General features: G+C 71.3%; 14 protein-coding genes. All 14 read left to right on the forward strand.

Annotated features, from left to right (window positions below; genetic code table 11):
• Nucleotides 1-202: 202 nt before the first annotated feature.
• The 14 genes from IEZ08_RS35300 (at nucleotide 203) to IEZ08_RS35365 (ending at nucleotide 16,178) form a co-directional block, all read left to right on the forward strand.
• Nucleotides 203-1,495 (forward strand): bifunctional folylpolyglutamate synthase/dihydrofolate synthase, encoded by a 1,293-nt coding sequence (locus IEZ08_RS35300; RefSeq protein WP_068925724.1) that lies wholly within the window; start codon nucleotides 203-205, stop codon nucleotides 1,493-1,495.
• A 147-nt stretch (nucleotides 1,496-1,642) separates the two neighbouring features.
• Nucleotides 1,643-1,960: a DUF4233 domain-containing protein gene (locus tag IEZ08_RS35305; protein WP_229803878.1), complete on the forward strand. Its 318-nt coding sequence runs from the start codon at nucleotides 1,643-1,645 to the stop codon at nucleotides 1,958-1,960.
• A gap of 11 nt (nucleotides 1,961-1,971) precedes the next feature.
• A complete protein-coding gene (locus IEZ08_RS35310) occupies nucleotides 1,972-3,927 on the forward strand; it encodes a prolipoprotein diacylglyceryl transferase (protein WP_141704196.1) in 1,956 nt (651 codons plus the stop codon).
• Nucleotides 3,928-4,019: 92 nt separating this feature from the next.
• A complete protein-coding gene (ndk, locus tag IEZ08_RS35315) occupies nucleotides 4,020-4,430 on the forward strand; it encodes a nucleoside-diphosphate kinase (RefSeq protein WP_068925719.1) in 411 nt (136 codons plus the stop codon).
• Nucleotides 4,431-4,641: 211 nt separating this feature from the next.
• The gene (locus tag IEZ08_RS35320) at nucleotides 4,642-5,673 is read left to right on the forward strand and encodes a rod shape-determining protein (protein WP_068925718.1); all 1,032 of its coding nucleotides are present in this window, start codon (nucleotides 4,642-4,644) and stop codon (nucleotides 5,671-5,673) included.
• Between the two features lie 13 nt (nucleotides 5,674-5,686).
• Nucleotides 5,687-6,592: a rod shape-determining protein MreC gene (gene mreC, locus IEZ08_RS35325; protein WP_068925717.1), complete on the forward strand. Its 906-nt coding sequence runs from the start codon at nucleotides 5,687-5,689 to the stop codon at nucleotides 6,590-6,592.
• A complete protein-coding gene (gene mreD / locus IEZ08_RS35330) occupies nucleotides 6,593-7,156 on the forward strand; it encodes a rod shape-determining protein MreD (RefSeq protein WP_189243902.1) in 564 nt (187 codons plus the stop codon).
• Nucleotides 7,153-9,249, forward strand: coding sequence for a penicillin-binding protein 2 (gene mrdA / locus IEZ08_RS35335; RefSeq protein ID WP_068925714.1), 2,097 nt, complete (start codon nucleotides 7,153-7,155; stop codon nucleotides 9,247-9,249). Before mreD ends, mrdA begins: the two co-directional genes overlap by 4 nt.
• Nucleotides 9,246-10,406, forward strand: coding sequence for a rod shape-determining protein RodA (gene rodA / locus IEZ08_RS35340; protein ID WP_068925712.1), 1,161 nt, complete (start codon nucleotides 9,246-9,248; stop codon nucleotides 10,404-10,406). The genes mrdA and rodA overlap by 4 nt, the downstream gene beginning before the upstream one ends.
• 147 nt (nucleotides 10,407-10,553) lie before the next feature.
• Entirely contained in the window at nucleotides 10,554-10,808 is a 255-nt protein-coding gene (locus IEZ08_RS35345; protein ID WP_068925711.1) for a hypothetical protein, read from the forward strand.
• A gap of 102 nt (nucleotides 10,809-10,910) precedes the next feature.
• Nucleotides 10,911-12,347 (forward strand): NsdA family TPR-like regulatory protein, encoded by a 1,437-nt coding sequence (locus IEZ08_RS35350; RefSeq protein WP_068925709.1) that lies wholly within the window; start codon nucleotides 10,911-10,913, stop codon nucleotides 12,345-12,347.
• A complete protein-coding gene (locus IEZ08_RS35355; protein WP_084780539.1) occupies nucleotides 12,344-13,240 on the forward strand; it encodes a phosphotransferase enzyme family protein in 897 nt (298 codons plus the stop codon). The genes IEZ08_RS35350 and IEZ08_RS35355 overlap by 4 nt, the downstream gene beginning before the upstream one ends.
• Before the next feature lie 18 nt (nucleotides 13,241-13,258).
• Nucleotides 13,259-15,169, forward strand: coding sequence for a TIGR03960 family B12-binding radical SAM protein (locus IEZ08_RS35360; RefSeq protein WP_189243903.1), 1,911 nt, complete (start codon nucleotides 13,259-13,261; stop codon nucleotides 15,167-15,169).
• A gap of 229 nt (nucleotides 15,170-15,398) precedes the next feature.
• Nucleotides 15,399-16,178 carry a TIGR03936 family radical SAM-associated protein gene (locus IEZ08_RS35365; RefSeq protein WP_189243904.1) on the forward strand — a complete coding sequence of 260 codons (780 nt, stop codon included), beginning with the start codon at nucleotides 15,399-15,401 and terminating at the stop codon, nucleotides 16,176-16,178.
• Nucleotides 16,179-16,208: the final 30 nt, after the last annotated feature.

The following is a 16,208-nucleotide window of genomic DNA, read 5'->3' on the forward strand; positions in this document are numbered from 1 at the left end:
GCCGGACAATCGTTTGAAAGAGGGTCACCCTTGTGGGTGGCCCTTTTTCGCGTTTACGGGAGTGTGCCCGGACGGCGGAGTGACTCCGGCTGAGCCGCTCCTTCGACTGTCTGCCCCGGTACGTCCCCCAGGCCGGTCAGGAACCCATCGCTGAGGTCAGTAGGCTGGGAACGTGGACTATCGAGCGGTTGAACTGGCAATCATGGAACGCGGCGTCGAATGGAACTTCGACCCCTCTCTCGACAGGATCGCCGCTCTCATGGACGTGCTCGGTTCCCCGCAGCGCGCCTACCCCGTCATTCATGTCGCCGGCACGAACGGCAAGTCGAGCACGACACGGATGATCGAGACCATTCTGCGTGAGCGCAATCTCCGTGTGGGGCGGTTCACCAGCCCGCACCTGGTCTCCATGCGCGAGCGCATCTGCGTCGACGGAGTCCCGCTGAGCGAAGAGCGTTTCACCGAGGTCTACGAGGATCTCCTTCCCTATCTCCAGATGATCGACGCTCAGGGGAGGCGGCTCTCCTTCTTCGAGACGCTCACCGGGATGGCCTTCGCCGCCTTCGCCGACGCGCCCGTCGACGTGGCGGTGGTCGAGACGGGGATGGGTGGCACCTTCGACGCCACCAACGTCGCCGACGGCGCCGTGGCGGTCATCACCCCCGTCTCCCTGGACCACACCGACTACCTCGGTCCCGACATCGCGACCATCGCCGGGGAGAAGGCCGGGATCATCAAGCCCGGGGCGACCGCCGTACTGGCGCAGCAGGAACTTCCCGCGGCCGAGGTGCTGATGCGCAGGGCCGTGGAGGCGGGCGCCACCGTGGCGCGGGAGGGGCTGGAGTTCGGGGTGCTCGCCCGGGAGCTGGCGGTCGGAGGGCAGCTGCTCCATCTGAAGACGCTCAAGGGTGAGTACGAGGAGATCCTCCTTCCGTTGTACGGCGCGCACCAGGCGGGGAACGCCGCCTGCGCGCTGGCGGCGGTCGAGGCGCTGACGGCCGGGGACGACCCGCTCGACCCCGAGCTGGTACGGCAGGCGTTCCTTCAGGTCCGTTCGCCCGGAAGGCTGGAGGTGGTCCGGAGGAGTCCCACGGTCCTCGTGGACGCCGGGCACAACCCGGGTGGGGTCCAGGCCACCCTGGAGGCCGTGCACGAGTCCTTCGGCTTCGCCAAGCTCATCGGGGTGGTGGCGGTGTTCGCGGACAAGGACGTGCGGGGCATCCTGGAGCTGATGGAGCCCATGCTCGACGAGATCGTGGTGACCCGGAACACCTCGCCCAGGTCCATGGACGTCTCCGAACTGGCCGCGCTCGCCGAGCAGATCTTCGATCCCGAGCGGGTGCACAAGGTCGAGCGGCTCGACGACGCGATCGATCTCGCCATCGCGCTGGCCGACGAGGCCGGTGAGTTCAGCGGGGCCGGAGTGCTGATCACCGGGTCGGTGGTCACCGCGGGTGACGCGCGCGTGCTGCTCAAGGTGGACGGGACGGGGTGATTCAGATGACCCCGCCAAACCGGCTGACCACGATGATCCTGAAGACCACGATGATCCTGAAGACCTGAAGACCATGAAGACGACGTGGGGCCGCCAGGCGGCCGGAAGACGGCGGGAAGGCAGAAAATGATCACGGTTACCCCGGGCATGCGGAGGCTCTGTGCCAGTGTGCTCGGCATGGAGGCGATCGTCGTCGGGCTCATCACCCCGGTGGCGATCAACACGCAGGATGTCGAACCTTCCGTGGCGGTGACCGTCGGCCTCGGCCTGGCGGTCCTCTGCGTCCTGGTCATCGGCCTGCTCAAGCGCCCCTTCGCCTACATCGTGGGGAGCGTCGTCCAGGTGCTCGCGATCGCCTCCGGCTTCCTGGTGCCGACCATGTTCTTCCTCGGCGCCGTCTTCGCCGCGCTGTGGATTACCGCGATATTCGTCGCTCACCGTGTCGAGGACGTGACTTCCCGCTAAAGTCGGCCTACATGGCCGTTCCCCCAACGAAGCCGGAGCAGACCGTGGCCGAGGAGCCCGCTGTTCCGGCGCGAGCACCCCGTTTCTCGCTGCTGGACGCCGTCCTCGGACTGCTGGTCGCCGTGGCGCTTCCGCTGGCGATCGTCGCCATCCCGAACACCATCTCGGTGGTGGCCGCCCTGCTGCCGCCCGACGTCTCCCAGATCGACATGATCCGGGCTCACGGGCTGGCGCTGCCCGCGATGGTCCTGACCGTTCCGCTGGCCGCGGTGGCCGTCCGCCGGATGCGGGCTGCCCCGGTCCTGGTCGGCGGGCTCACACTGCTGGCGGTCGCCGACGTGGTGGGGGGATACGCCGACTCCCCACTGCTGGTCGGTCTCCTCCGCGCCGCGCACGGCGTCGGCGCCGGTCTGCTGGTGCCGGCCACGTTGGTGGCGGTGTGGGAGCGCCCCCGGATCCTGCGCGCGGTGTGGGCGGGAGTGCTCGCGGTGAGCCTCCTGGCCGCGCAGGCCCTGGCGCTGTGGCCGCTGGACGCGGTCACGTCGTGGCGCATCACGCTGCAGCCGTACCCGATGCTGACCGGTGTCGCCCTCGCGCTCGCGGCGCTCTATCTCGTGCTCTGGCTCAGGAGCGACGAGAGCGAAGGGCGCGCTGCGAGGATCGGCGCGCTCGGCCCCGAGCGTGGGCGGTTGCTGATGACCGCGGTGCCCGCCGTGGGCATCGCGGTGCTCGCGCTTGGCACCACGTTCGACTGGTCGCCGGTTCTCGTGGTCGTCGCGGCGCTGCTGTCCGTTCTGGCGCTGCTGGGACTGGCGTCCGCCGGGACCTTCGCGGGAACGCGCGGCAGGGTCGCCGCCTACACCACGGTGGCGGTGGGAGCGGTCGTCCTGCCCACCGCGGCGCAGATCACCTACGTGGAGCTCCGTGGGCTGGGTGGTCCCGGGTTGTCCGGTCTCTGGCCGGCGTTCGTGATCGCCGGGGTGGCGGGCCTCGTCGCCGCCGTGCTGCTCGACCGGGCCGATGACGCGGTCATGCCGGTGGCCTCGGCGGGAGGCCTGGTCATCGTGGTGGCCGGGTTGTGCGCGGTCCGCTTCCTGCTCCCGGCCACTGACGGGCCCACGCTGGTCATCCCGTTCGCGTTGCTCGCGGTCGGCGCGGCGGTGGCGCTCACCTCGGCCCTGCGCCCGTCCGCCGTGGGCACCGCGCTCTTCGCGCTGTCGCTGTTCTTCCCCGGCGTGCTCGCGGGTTTCCTGCTGGGAAGCGGGGTCCAGTTCATGCACCTGGAGGAGGCGGACTCGCCGCGCGAACTGGTCGACGCGTTCGTGAGCGCGATGCACTGGTGGGCCTTGGTCGGCGGCATCCTCGTGGTGGTCGTGATCGTCCTCGGCGCGATCCTGACCCGTCGTTCCACGGAGGCGGGCACGGAGACGGCGGGTGAGCCGAAGGGCGGCGAAGGAGACACGGAGGCAAACGCGACAGGAAACGCGGCGGAGGTGACGGCTACGGGGGTGGGGACCGCTGAAGGAGGCCCGGCGGAGCAGCCGGTCGCGGAAACGAGGGCCGCAGGGCCGGAGCTCACCGATCTCACCGAGCTCACGGAGGTCGACGATCTCAAGAGCGCGCCCGGTGCCGAGCCTGTCTCCACCTCCACCTCCACCTTCCCCTCCGCCTCTCCCTCCGTGTCGGGTCCCGGCTCCGGAGCCCGACCCGATGCGCTCGTGGCGGCCGGGCCGGGCACGGCGGCGAAGTCCGACGCGGTGTCACCCGCGGCGACGAAACACAAGCCCGCGGCCGGAGCCCGCTCCGGGCCCGGGGCCGAGTTCGAGCCGGACGGATCTGATCCGGACGGGTCTGGTCCGGACCGGTCTGGTCCGGATGAGTCCGGTCCGGGCGGGTCCGCACCGGCGGTGCCCTCGCCGATGTCGTCTCCGGAGGGGCCGGCGGGGGATCGGCCGACGGGTGCCTGAGCTCGCCGCTCACGGGAGATCCGGCCGGGGGCGATAAACTTTCGCCCGTTCACCGCAGTCTGCGGGTCATCCATGTTCGAAGGAGAACATCAGTGTCCGAGCGCACTCTTGTCCTGATCAAGCCCGACGGCGTCGCGCGTGGTCTCATCGGCGACGTGATCGCCCGCATCGAGCGTAAGGGCCTGAAGGTCGTGGCGATGGACCTGCGCACCCTGGACGCCGACACCGCCAAGGCTCACTACGCCGAGCACTCCGAGCGGCCGTTCTTCGGTGAGCTGGTCGAGTTCATCACCTCCGGCCCGCTCGTGGCGATGGTGCTCGAGGGCCCCCGCGCCGTCGAGGCATTCCGCGCCCTGGCCGGCCTGACCGACCCGGTCAAGTCCGCGCCGGGCACCATCCGCGGCGACCACGCCCTGGAGATCGGTGAGAACGTGGTCCACGGCTCCGACTCCCCCGAGTCCGCCGCCCGCGAGATCAAGATCTTCTTCCCGGACCGCTTCTGACCGTCCGGTAGCAGTCGTCCGGCCGGGTTCTCCGGCGCCATCGGGCCTCGTCATCCCCTGGGGATGGCGGGGCCCGATGCGTTTTTCGGTACTAAAGATTTTTATGGGGCAAGACGGCTCATAATGCGGATAGTTGGGTACGTGTGGTTACGTTTCCACTCCATTCCGTAATTTCCGCCGGTGACCGGACGGAAGGAAGGCAGGCTTCCTCATGGGTGGCAAGCTGACGTTCCTCGGCCGCGACATGGCGGTTGACCTGGGTACGGCCAACACTCTCATCTACGTGCGAGGCCAAGGCGTCGTCCTCAACGAACCCTCCGTCGTCGCGATCAACACGACCACGGGAAAGATCGTGGCGATCGGCATCGAGGCCAAGCGAATGATCGGCCGAACCCCAAGCAACGTCGTGGCCGTACGGCCGCTCAGGAACGGGGTCATCTCGGACTTCGAGGTCACCGAGCGGATGCTCCGCTACTTCATCCAGCGGGTGTTCAAACGCCGTGTCCTGGGCAAACCACGCATCATCATCGCGGTCCCGAGCGGGATCACCAGCATCGAGCAGCGCGCGGTGAGGGAGGCCGCCTACCAGGCGGGAGCCCGGAAGGTCTACATCGTCCAGGAACCGATGGCGGCGGCCATCGGGGCGGGGCTCCCGGTGCACGAGCCGACCGGCAACATGGTGGTCGACATCGGCGGGGGCACCACCGAGGTCGCCGTCATCTCGATGGGCGGCATGGTGACCAGCCAGTCGATCCGGGTGGGCGGCGACGAGCTGGACCAGGCGATCATCTCCTTCGCGAAGAAGGAGCACTCCCTCATGCTCGGCGAGTGCACCGCCGAGGAGATCAAGATATCGATCGGCTCGGCCTGCGCCCTGCCGGAGGAGAAACACGCCGAGATCCGGGGCCGCGACCTGGTGAGCGGTCTGCCGAGGACGGCGGTCGTGTCCGCGGCGGAGATCCGTACGGCCACCGAGGAACAGGTCGGCTCGATCGTGGACGTCGTCAAGACGACGCTGGACAGGTGCCCGCCGGAGCTCTCCGGCGACCTGATGGACCGGGGCATCGCGATCACCGGGGGCGGGGCGCTCCTGGCCGGGCTGGACGAGCGGCTCAGGGACGAGACGGGTATGCCGATCCACCGGGTGGACAACGCCCTGGACGCGGTCGCCCTGGGATCGGGCAAGTGCGTCGAGGACTTCGAGGCGTTGCAGCAGGTCCTCGTCCCGGAACAGCGGCGCTGATGAAGGGACGCCGATGAGGGACACACGCCGGACCCGGGCGATCATGGGGCTGCTGCTGGCCATGGCGCTGGTGCTCATGACCGTGGACAGCCGCACGGGGGAGGGGTCGCCCCTCAGCCTGCTCAAGGGGGCCGGCACGACCGTGTTCGGTGCGGCCGAGCAGGTGGGGGCGGACGTGGTGCGGCCGGTGACCCGGTTCGTCGCCGCGCTGGTGGACGCGCCGGGGGCGCAGCGGCGGATGGAGGAGCTGACCCGCGAGAACGACCGGCTCCGGCAGGACCTGGCCGCGCAGACGCTCGACCGCAGCCGCTCCGAGCAGCTGCGCAGCCTGCTGAGCACCGCGGGGGCCGGCGGGTACACGATCGTGCCCGCCCATGTGATCGCCAGGCGCGGTGTGCCCGGGTTCGAGGAGGCCGTGGAGATCGACGCGGGCGAGGCCGACGGAGTGCGGCCGGACATGACGGTACTGAGCGGCGCCGGGCTGGTCGGCAGGGTGATCCGGGTGGGGCCGTCCACCTCGACCGTGCTGCTGATCAGCGACCTCGGCTCGGCGACGGGGGCGCGGCTGGAGGGCAGCGGCGAGATCGGGGTGGTGAACGGGGCCGGGGAGCAGGGCCGCCTGCTCCACTTCCGGCTGCTCGACTCCACCGCCCCGCTCGCCCCCGGCCAGCGGATCGTGAGCTTCGGCTCCCACCGCGGCGCGCCGTACGTGGCGGGAGTGCCGATCGGGGTGATCGAGCGGGTGGAGGCGACGCCGGGCGAGCTGACCAGGATCGCCTACGCGCGGCCGTACGCCGATCTGACCGCGCTGGACGTGGTCGGGGTGGTGGTGCGGCAGCCGCGACGCGATCCGCGTGACGCGGTCCTGCCGCCCGCACCCCCGGAGTCGTCCGCGAGCACGAAACGTGAGGGGGCCTGAATGACGAGCCGTGACACGGCCGGTCTGATACTGATCGTGGCGGTGATGATCGCCCAGGTGACGCTCGTCAACCGGCTGCCGCTGCCCGGTGGGATAGCGCCCGACCTGGCGCTGCTCGTCGTGGTGGGGTTCGCGCTGGTGCACGGGGCGGAGGCCGGGGCGATCACGGGGTTCTGCGCCGGGCTGCTCGGCGACGTCGTGCCGCCCGCCGTCCACCTGACCGGGGAGCACGCGCTGGTGCTGTGCCTGGTCGGGTACGCGGCGGGCCGCGTGGTGGAGCAGGCCCCGGACACCGGGCCGCTGGTGGCGCTGGGCGGCGCGGCGGCCGGACCGGTGCTCGCGGCGGTGGCCGGCGCGGCGTTCGGCGGCGTCCCGGTCGGCCCGGTCGTGCTGGCCGACCGGCTCGTCCCGGCGGTGGTGTGCAACGTGCTGGCCGCACCGCCGGTGGTGTGGGGGGTGATCCGGGTCTTCCGGGGCCGGACGCGGGTCGCGGAGCGGACGGAGTTCGAGGTGCCGGGCCGGGTGCGCTACGGCGTGCGCGGGCCCCTGCGGAGCCGGTCGTGATCCGGTTGCGGGGGCGCCTGCGCGTGCTGCGGGCGCTGACGCTGGCGCTGATCCTGCTGCTCGGCGCGCGGCTCTGGCAGGTCCAGGTGCGGGAGGGCGAGCGATACGTCGCGGCGGCGGCCGCGACGCGCACCCGCGACGTCGTCGTCCCGGCCGTGCGGGGGCAGATCCTCGACGCGATGGGACGGCCGCTGGTGCGCAACCGGACCACGCTGGTGGTCTCGGTGGACCGCGGGGCCCTGGAGCGGATGAAGGACGGCGGCAAGTCCGTGATGGCGAGACTGGGCAAGGTGCTCGGCCGCGACCCCGACGACCTGCTCCGGCAGATCCGGCCGTGCGGCCCGACGATCTCCCGCCCGTGCTGGACCGGCTCGCCGCACCAGCCGGCTCCGGTGGCCGGCGACGTCACCGCCCGCCAGGCCCTGCAGATCCTGGAGCGGCAGGAGGACTTCCCCGGCATCACCGCCCGGGAGCAGGCCGTACGGGAACACCCGGGCAAGAGCGCGGCGGTGCAGGCCCTCGGCTACCTGCAGCCGGTCACCCAGGAGGAACTGGAGAAGCGCGAGGGGCTCAAGGCGGAGTTCTCCGGGATCGACGTGGCGGGCCGGGACGGCCTGGAGTCGGTGTACGACCGGGAGCTGCGCGGCACGCCGGGGCGCAAGCGCGTGCAGGTGGACCGGCTCGGCAAGGTTCTCGGCGTCGAGCACGAGACGGCGTCGCGCCCCGGGGACACGCTCATCACCAGCATCGACGCCAAGGTGCAGGCGGTGACGGAGAAGGCGCTGGCCGAGGCGATGAAGAGCGCGCCGCAGGCCGACGGCGCCGCCGGGGTGGTGCTGGACGCCAGGACCGGCCGGGTCATGGCGATCGCCAGCGCGCCGACCTACGACCCGGAGGTCTGGACGGGCGGCATCGACGAGGCGGACTACCGGCGGCTGCTGTCGGAGAAGGCCGGCCTGCCGTTGGTGTCGCGGGCCATCAAGGGCGAGTTCGCGCCCGGATCGACGTTCAAGATGTCGTCGGTCACGGCGATGCTGCGGGCCGGATACCCGATCAACGGCCGGTACGACTGCCCCGGCTCGTTCATGGTCGGCGGCCGGTCGTTCAACAACTTCCGGGGGCGGGCGCTGGGCGTGATGAGCCTGCACACGGCGCTGGTGAAGTCCTGCGACACGATCTTCTACCGGGCGGCGTTCGAGCAGTACACGAAGGACGGCGGGAGGCACCCCAGGGGCAGGCCCAAGGAGGTCATGGCGAACACGGCGCGGGCCTTCGGGTTCGGCAGCCCGACCGGCATCGACCTGCCCGGCGAGTCACCGGGCAGGATCCCCGACCGGGCGTGGAAGAAGAAGATGTGGGCCGCGACCAAGGACCAGAACTGCCGCCGCGCCAAGATCGGCTACCCGGAGGTCGCCAAGACCGACCCGGGCCGGGCCTCCTTCCTCAAGGCGCTGGCGCGGGACAACTGCCAGGAGGGCGACCAGCTGCGTCCCGGTGACGCGGCCAACTTCTCCATCGGGCAGGGCGACGTGCTGGTGACGCCGTTGCAGCTGGCGGCGGCCTACGCGGCGCTGGTCACCGACGGCCGGCTGCGCAGCCCCCGGGTGGGCTGGATGCTGGTGCGGCCGGACGGCACCAAGGTCAAGGAGATCAAGGTGCCGGTCCGGGGGAAGCTGCCGCTCGCGCCGTACGAGCGGGCCTACATCAAACGGGCGCTGAGCCAGGTGGCCTCCGACGGTACGGCGGCCGGGGCGTTCCTCGGGTTCCCGATGAAGAAGGTGCCGATCGGCGGCAAGACCGGAACCGCCGAGGTGTACGGCAAGGCCGACACCTCGTGGTTCGCCTCGTTCGCCCCCGTGCACGACCCCCGGCTGGTGGTCGTCGTCATGGTGTCCCAGGGCGGCATGGGAAGCCAGACCGCGGCGCCGGCCGTACGGAAGATCTACGAGGGCATCTACGGCCTCGCCCCCAAGGGGGAGAAGCCGGCTCCGGCGGCATTGCCGGGCGGGGTGCCCGCGTCCAGGCCTCCGGTGATCCTGCCGGACGGCACGGTCGCCAAGAAGATCGTGCCGGAGCGGGGGAGGGTGCGGTGAACGGGTTGGTCGGGACGCGGGGCAGGCCCTTCGCCCGCAGACCGGCGGGCGTGCGCTCGCCGGTGTGGAAGGCCGACGGGCTGCTCATCGTCGCGGTGGCGGGCCTCGCCCTGATCGGCACGCTGCTGATCTGGTCGTCCACCAGGACCTGGACCGCGGACGGCACGAGCATGCTCAAGAAGCACCTGCTCAACCTCGGCATCGGGACCGCCCTGGCCGTCGCGGCGGCGACGGTGGACCACCGGCTGCTGCGGGCCTACACCCCGCTGGTGTACGCCGCCGCCGCGCTCGGGCTGATCCTGGTGATCACCCCGGTCGGCTCGGAGGTCAACGGCGCCCACTCGTGGATCATGCTGGGCGGCGGGTTCGCCCTGCAGCCGTCGGAGTTCGCCAAGCTCGCCCTGGTGCTCATCCTGGCCATGCTGCTGGCCCAGCCTGCCGAGGGCGACGACCGGCCCCGCGGGCTGGACGTGATGATCGCTCTGGTGGCGGCCGCGATCCTGATGGGCCTGGTGATGCTCCAGCCCGACTTCGGCACCACCATGGTCCTCGGCGTGATCACGGCGGGGACGCTCATCCTCAGCGGGCTCCGCAAACGCTGGATCGCGGCTCTGGCCGTCGCCGTGGCCGCCGGCGGGACCGCGGTGTGGTTCCTCGACGTGCTGGAGCCGTACCAGGTCGCCCGGTTCACCGCGTTCGTCAACCCGGCCACCGACCCCAGGGGGGTCGGCTACAACAGCACGCAGGCGCTGAACGCCGTCGGTTCGGGGGAACTGTTCGGCAAGGGCCTGTTCGGAGGCGGCCAGACCCTGGGCCGGTTCGTGCCGGAGCAGCACACCGACTTCGTCTTCACCGTCGCGGGCGAGGAGTTCGGCTTCCTGGGGGCGGTGACCGTGGTGGTCCTGCTCGGGGTGGTGCTGCTGCGGGGCCTGCGCATCGCGCGGTTGTGCGAGGACCGGTTCGGCACGCTGGTGGCCGGGGCGATCGTCTGCTGGCTGGGCTTCCAGACCCTCATCAACGTCGGCATGACGATCGGGGTCATGCCGATCACCGGCCTCCCGCTCCCGTTCGTCTCCTATGGCGGCACCGCGACCTTCGCCAATATGATCGCCGTCGGGGTGCTCCAGGCGATCCACATGCGTGAGCAGTGGCACTGACCCGTCACCGGCCCGACGACCGGTCACCGGCCCGGCGACCGACATGAGAGCCGTCCGCATGTACGCGGCCCCCGGCTCTCACTGGCGTTTCCACCGTCAAGCGAACATTCTGGGAACGACGACGGAACTCGCGATGACGGAGGGGCCGTGACATCGGAGCTCGCCGAGCGGAAGCGCGCGCTGGAGTTGTTGCGCACCGCGTTCCCCGACTACCGGATCGTGTTCAGCAAGGGCAGGTGGGTCGCGGTGTCGGCGGGCAGCCCGCCGGAGGTCTTCTTCGCCGAGAGCCCGAGCCGCCTGTGCGGCCAGCTCTTCCAGGCCCAGCTCCGCGCCGGCGGGACGGTCGTCCCCTTCCGCCGGGCCGTACCGCCCCGTGACGGGACGGCGGAGGCGGCCCCGTGAGAGGAGCGCACTCCCGTGGCGGAGGAAGCCTCTCAGTCCACCCGGCGCCTGCCGGGACATTAGTGTCGTGGTGACCGCTCGCAGACACGGCCGGGAGAGCCGATGACCCACAGTTCACGTGGCGGTGACCGCGCCACGCTGGCCTACGCGACCATCATCCGCAACCGGACGCTGGCCGAGCTGTCCGGTCTGCCGTCCGCGGCCGTCATCCAGCGGATGGTGGACGAGATCCACGCCTGCGCGCCGCAGCAGACCAGGTTCAAGTGCTGGCGGCTGGCGCACGGCTGGACGGTGGAGGAGGCCATCGAGCGCTTCCACGCCATGTGCGACCGGCAGGGCGTCAAGCGGCGCGGGCTCAGCGAGCGCTCCTGGCGGGAGTGGGAGGCGGGGGCGCGGCCCGACCGCGACTACACCGACCTGCTGTGCCGCCTGTTCGAGACCGGGCCGGTCCAGCTCGGCTTCGCGCACGACTACACGCCCGAAGGGCTGCGCACCGCGCCGCCCGCACTCGACCTGATCGCCACCGCCGCCGACGAGGCGGGCAGCCACGCCGAGCAGGCCGAGGCCAGCGAACTGGGCTCCGGCGCGCTGGAGCGGCTGCGCACCCAGGTGATCTGGATCGCCAAACGCTACGTCTCCGAGCCCCCGCTGCCCCTGTTCGTGGAGATGCGGGAACTGCAGGAACGCACCCGCCGGGCACTGGACAAGCGCATCCACCCCGGCCAGGCCCGGGAACTGTACTTCCTCACCGGCACGCTGTGCGGGCTGATGGCCAACGTCAGCATGGACATGGACCGCCGCATCCCCGCCGACACCCTCGCCCGGGCGGCGTGGACCTACGGCAAGGTGGCCGGGCACGCGGTGCTGATGGGCTGGGCGCGCGGCATGCAGTCCTCGGTGGCGCTGTGGGACCGGCGCTACGGGGACGCGGCGCGCTACGCCGAGGAGGGCCTGACCCACCTGCACGCGGGCTCGGGCGCGACCCGGCTGCACATGCTGAGGGCCCGGTCCTACGCGATGATGGGCCGCAACCGGGAGGCCGGCGAGGCGCTCGTCCAGGCGGCGGACGTGCGGTCGGCCGGCGCCGACGAGCTGCACGACGAGATCGCCGGGGAGTTCGCCTTCCGCCCGGCCAAGGAGCGCTACTACGCGGCGGTCACCCACCTGCACCTGGGTGAGCCGGAGCCGGCGATCGAGGCGGCCCGGGAGTCGTTGTCCCTCTACGCGGTGGGGGAGCCGGAGAACCGCTCCTACGGCTGCGAGTCCATGGCCAGCGCCCACCTGGTCGTCGCACACCTGATGGAGGGCGACACCGACGGCGCGGAGGACGCGATGGCGCCGATCCTCGCGCTCCCGCCCGACAAGCGCATCAGCAGCCTGGGCACCACGTTGAACACCGGCCGCGCGCTGGTCTCCGCCCAGCGGGGCGGGGAGCGGATCACGCGGCAGATCGAGGGTTTCTGCGCCGTCGGCCTGCCGCAGCGGGCCCGGAACGCGATCTTTCGAGCACACGACCCCCGAGAGGAGCCGATGACATGACGATCGCCGCCGAGGGGGAACTCCTCGGCCAGGCGGGCGCCGCGGCGCTCCGCCTGGCCTGCGGGCAGGCCGGGCTGGACGCCGCGGGGGCCACGCTGCTGCGCGACTTCGCCAACGCCGTCTACCGCCTGCCCGCCGAGGGCGTGGTGGTACGGCTGGCGCAGGCGACTCCGGGCAAGTACGACCGGCTGGCGACCTCCGTCCGGGTCACCCGCTGGCTCGCCGAGCAGGGTTTCCCCACGGTCCGGCCGCTGGAGGTCCGGCAGCCGGTCGCCGCCGAGGGGTTCCTGGTGACCTTCTGGCACCACGAGGAGCACGCCGGACCGCCGCCGGAGCCGGCGGAGCTGGGGGCGATGCTGCGGCTGCTGCACGAGATGCCGCCGGTCCCGTTCGAGCTGCCGACCCACGACCCCTTCGGGCCGGTGCTCCGGGCGATCGAGGCCGCGCGCCTGCTCGGCGACGACGACCGGGCCTGGCTGTCGCGGCGCTGCGGGGAACTGGCCGAGACCTACTACGAGCGGGTGCGCTTCGCCCTGCCGTACGGGCTCATCCACGGCGACGCGCACCGCGGCAACCTGATCCGCACCCGGGGCGGGCTGCTGCTGTGCGACTGGGACTCGGTGTGCGCCGGGCCGCGGGAGACCGATCTCATCCCCACCCTGCAGGGGGTGCGGTTCGGGCTGACCGGGAGCCAGCGCGCCGGGTTCAGCCGGGCCTACGGCCACGACCTGACCACCTGGGCGGGCTACCCGGTGATGCGTGACATGCGTGAACTGCAGACTCTCACCGCCGTACTGCGCAACGCCCACCGCGACCCCGTCGCCGCGGGTGAGCTGAGGCACCGGCTTGACTCCCTGCGAGCGGGCGACGACCGCCCGTGGCACCCGTTCTGACGGGATACCCTGGGTTCCATGCCTGTCGAGTCCCTGTTTCCCCGCCTGGAGGCCCTGCTCCCCAGGGTGCAGAAGCCGATCCAGTATGTCGGGGGTGAGCTCAACTCGACCGTCAAGGACTGGGACGAGGCCACGGTCCGCTGGGCTCTGATGTACCCCGACGCCTACGAGGTGGGACTGCCCAACCAGGGCGTCCAGATCCTCTACGAGATCCTCAACGAGATGCCGGAGACGCTGGCCGAGCGAACCTACGCGGTCTGGCCCGACCTGGAGGCGCTCATGCGCGCCGAGGGCGTCCCGCAGTTCACGGTCGACGCGCACCGGCCGGTGCGGGCGTTCGACGTGTTCGGCGTCTCCTTCTCCACCGAGCTGGGCTACACCAACATGCTGACCGCGCTCGATCTGGCGGGCATCCCGCTGGTGGCGGCCGACCGCGGTGACGACGACCCGATCGTGCTCGCGGGCGGCCACGCGGCCTTCAACCCCGAGCCCATCGCCGACTTCCTCGACGCCGCGGTGCTGGGCGACGGGGAGCAGATCGCCATCGCGATCACCGAGGTCGTCCGCGAGTGGAAGGCCGAGGGCTCGCCCGGCGGGCGCGACGAGCTGCTGATGCGGCTGGCCGAGTCGGGCGGGGTATACGTCCCGAAGTTCTACGACGTCGACTACCACCCCGACGGCCGGATCCGGCGCGTCGCGCCGAACCGGCCGGGCGTGCCGTGGCGGGTGCACAAGCACACCGTCATGGACCTGGACGAGTGGCCCTACCCGAAGAAGCCGCTGGTCCCGCTGGCCGAGACCGTGCACGAACGGTTCAGCGTGGAGATCTTCCGCGGCTGCACCCGCGGCTGCCGCTTCTGCCAGGCGGGGATGATCACCCGTCCGGTGCGGGAGCGGTCGATCACCACGATCGGCGACATGGTCGAGGCGGGCGTCAAGGCGTCCGGCTTCAACGAGGTGGGGCTCCTCTCGTTGTCCAGCGCCGACCACTCCGAGATCGGTGACATCGCCAAGGGCCTGGCCGACCGCTACGAGGGCACCAACACCTCGCTCTCGCTGCCCTCGACCCGGGTCGACGCCTTCAACATCGACCTGGCCAACGAGTTCTCCCGCAACGGCCGCCGATCCGGCCTGACCTTCGCCCCGGAGGGCGGCTCCGAGCGCATGCGCAAGGTGATCAACAAGATGGTCACCGAGGAGGACCTCATCCGGACCGTCACCACGGCCTACACCCAGGGCTGGCGGCAGGTGAAGCTCTACTTCATGTGCGGGCTGCCGACCGAGGAGGACGCCGACGTCCTGGGCATCGCCGACCTGGCCAGGAAGGTCATCAAGGCGGGCCGGGAGGCCACCGGGTCCCGCGACATCCGCTGCACGGTCTCCATCGGCGGGTTCGTGCCCAAGCCGCACACGCCGTTCCAGTGGGCGGCCCAGGCCGACCACGAGACGGTGGACCGCAGGCTCAAGGCGCTCAAGGACGCCCTGCGCGGCGACAAGGAGTACGGCCGGGCCATCGGCATGCGCTACCACGACGGCAAGCCCTCGATCGTGGAGGGCCTGCTGTCGCGGGGCGACCGCCGGGTGGGCGGGGTCATCCGCGCGGTGTGGGAGGACGGCGGCCGGTTCGACGGCTGGAGCGAGCACTTCTCCTACCAGCGCTGGATGGACGCCGCGGCCAAGGCGGGCGTCGACGTCGACTGGTACACCACACGCGAGCGCGAGGAGAACGAGGTCCTGCCCTGGGACCACCTCGACGCCGGGCTCGACCGCGAGTGGCTCTGGCAGGACTGGCAGGACGCGATCAACGACGTGGAGGTCGAGGACTGCCGCTGGACCCCGTGCTACGACTGCGGCGTGTGCCCGACCATGGGCACCGAGATCCAGATCGGCCCGACCGGCAAGAAGCTCCTGCCGCTCACCGTGGTGTAGCGCCCGGGCGGTCGCGCCGCCTCCTGCCGGAGGACGGCGCGGCCTCCGGGAGGATTCTCCGGCGAAGACCGGCGTCAGGTACGCCCGGCCGGGGGAAGAAGCTTTCGACACCGGCCGTTGTCACGGATACGCCGTGTTCAGGCACGGCATATCCGAAAGGTGACGGTCATGATTTGGGAAGGAAGACACCACTCTGAAACCCGCTCCCGATGGGCCCGCGCCCGCGCCCGTGGCACAGCGCCTGCGCGTGCGCTACGCCAAGCGTGGACGCCTGCGCTTCACCAGCCACCGTGACATCTCCCGGGCCGTCGAACGCGCGGTACGGCGTGCGGATGTCCCCGTGGCCTTCAGCGCGGGCTTCTCGCCGCACCCGAGAATCTCCTACGTGGGATCGGCCGCTCCGACCGGAGTCGCCAGCGAGGCCGAGTACCTCGAGATCAGCGTGACGAGGCAGTGCGATCCCGACCGGCTCCGCGCCGCTCTGGACGCCTCGCTCCCGCCCGGCCTCGACGTGCTCGACGTCGTCGAGGCGGGATCCGGGAGCCTGGCCGACCGGCTGGAGTGCTCGGTGTGGCAGGTACGGCTGCCCGGGGCCGATCCCGTCCTGGCCAGGACGGCGATCGAGCAGTTCACCGCGGCCGACCGCATCGAGGTGGAGCGCCTGACGAAGAAGGGGATGCGCCGCTTCGACGCGCGGGAAGCGGTGCTGAGCCTCCACATGCCCGAAGGGAGCGAGACAACAGCAGGTCAGGCGTCCAGTCAGTCATGTGTCATACTTCGCATGGTTGTACGGCACGCAGTTCCTGCCGTCCGACCCGACGACGTTCTCACTGGATTGCGTCTCGTGGCCGACTTCGCGCCGCCGTCACCACCCGAGGTGACCAGGCTGGCGCAGGGGCCGCTGGACCCGCGAACCGGTGCGCCCGCCGACCCGCTCGACCTGGACCGCGACATGACGCGCGGCGGCGAAACGGGACCGGTGAGCGAGTACGTCGTCGGCGACCTATAGGACTTGCGCCGGGCCCCGGCCCGGTGGACA

Source organism: Planobispora rosea, assembly GCF_014648175.1.
GTDB lineage: Bacteria > Actinomycetota > Actinomycetes > Streptosporangiales > Streptosporangiaceae > Planobispora > Planobispora rosea.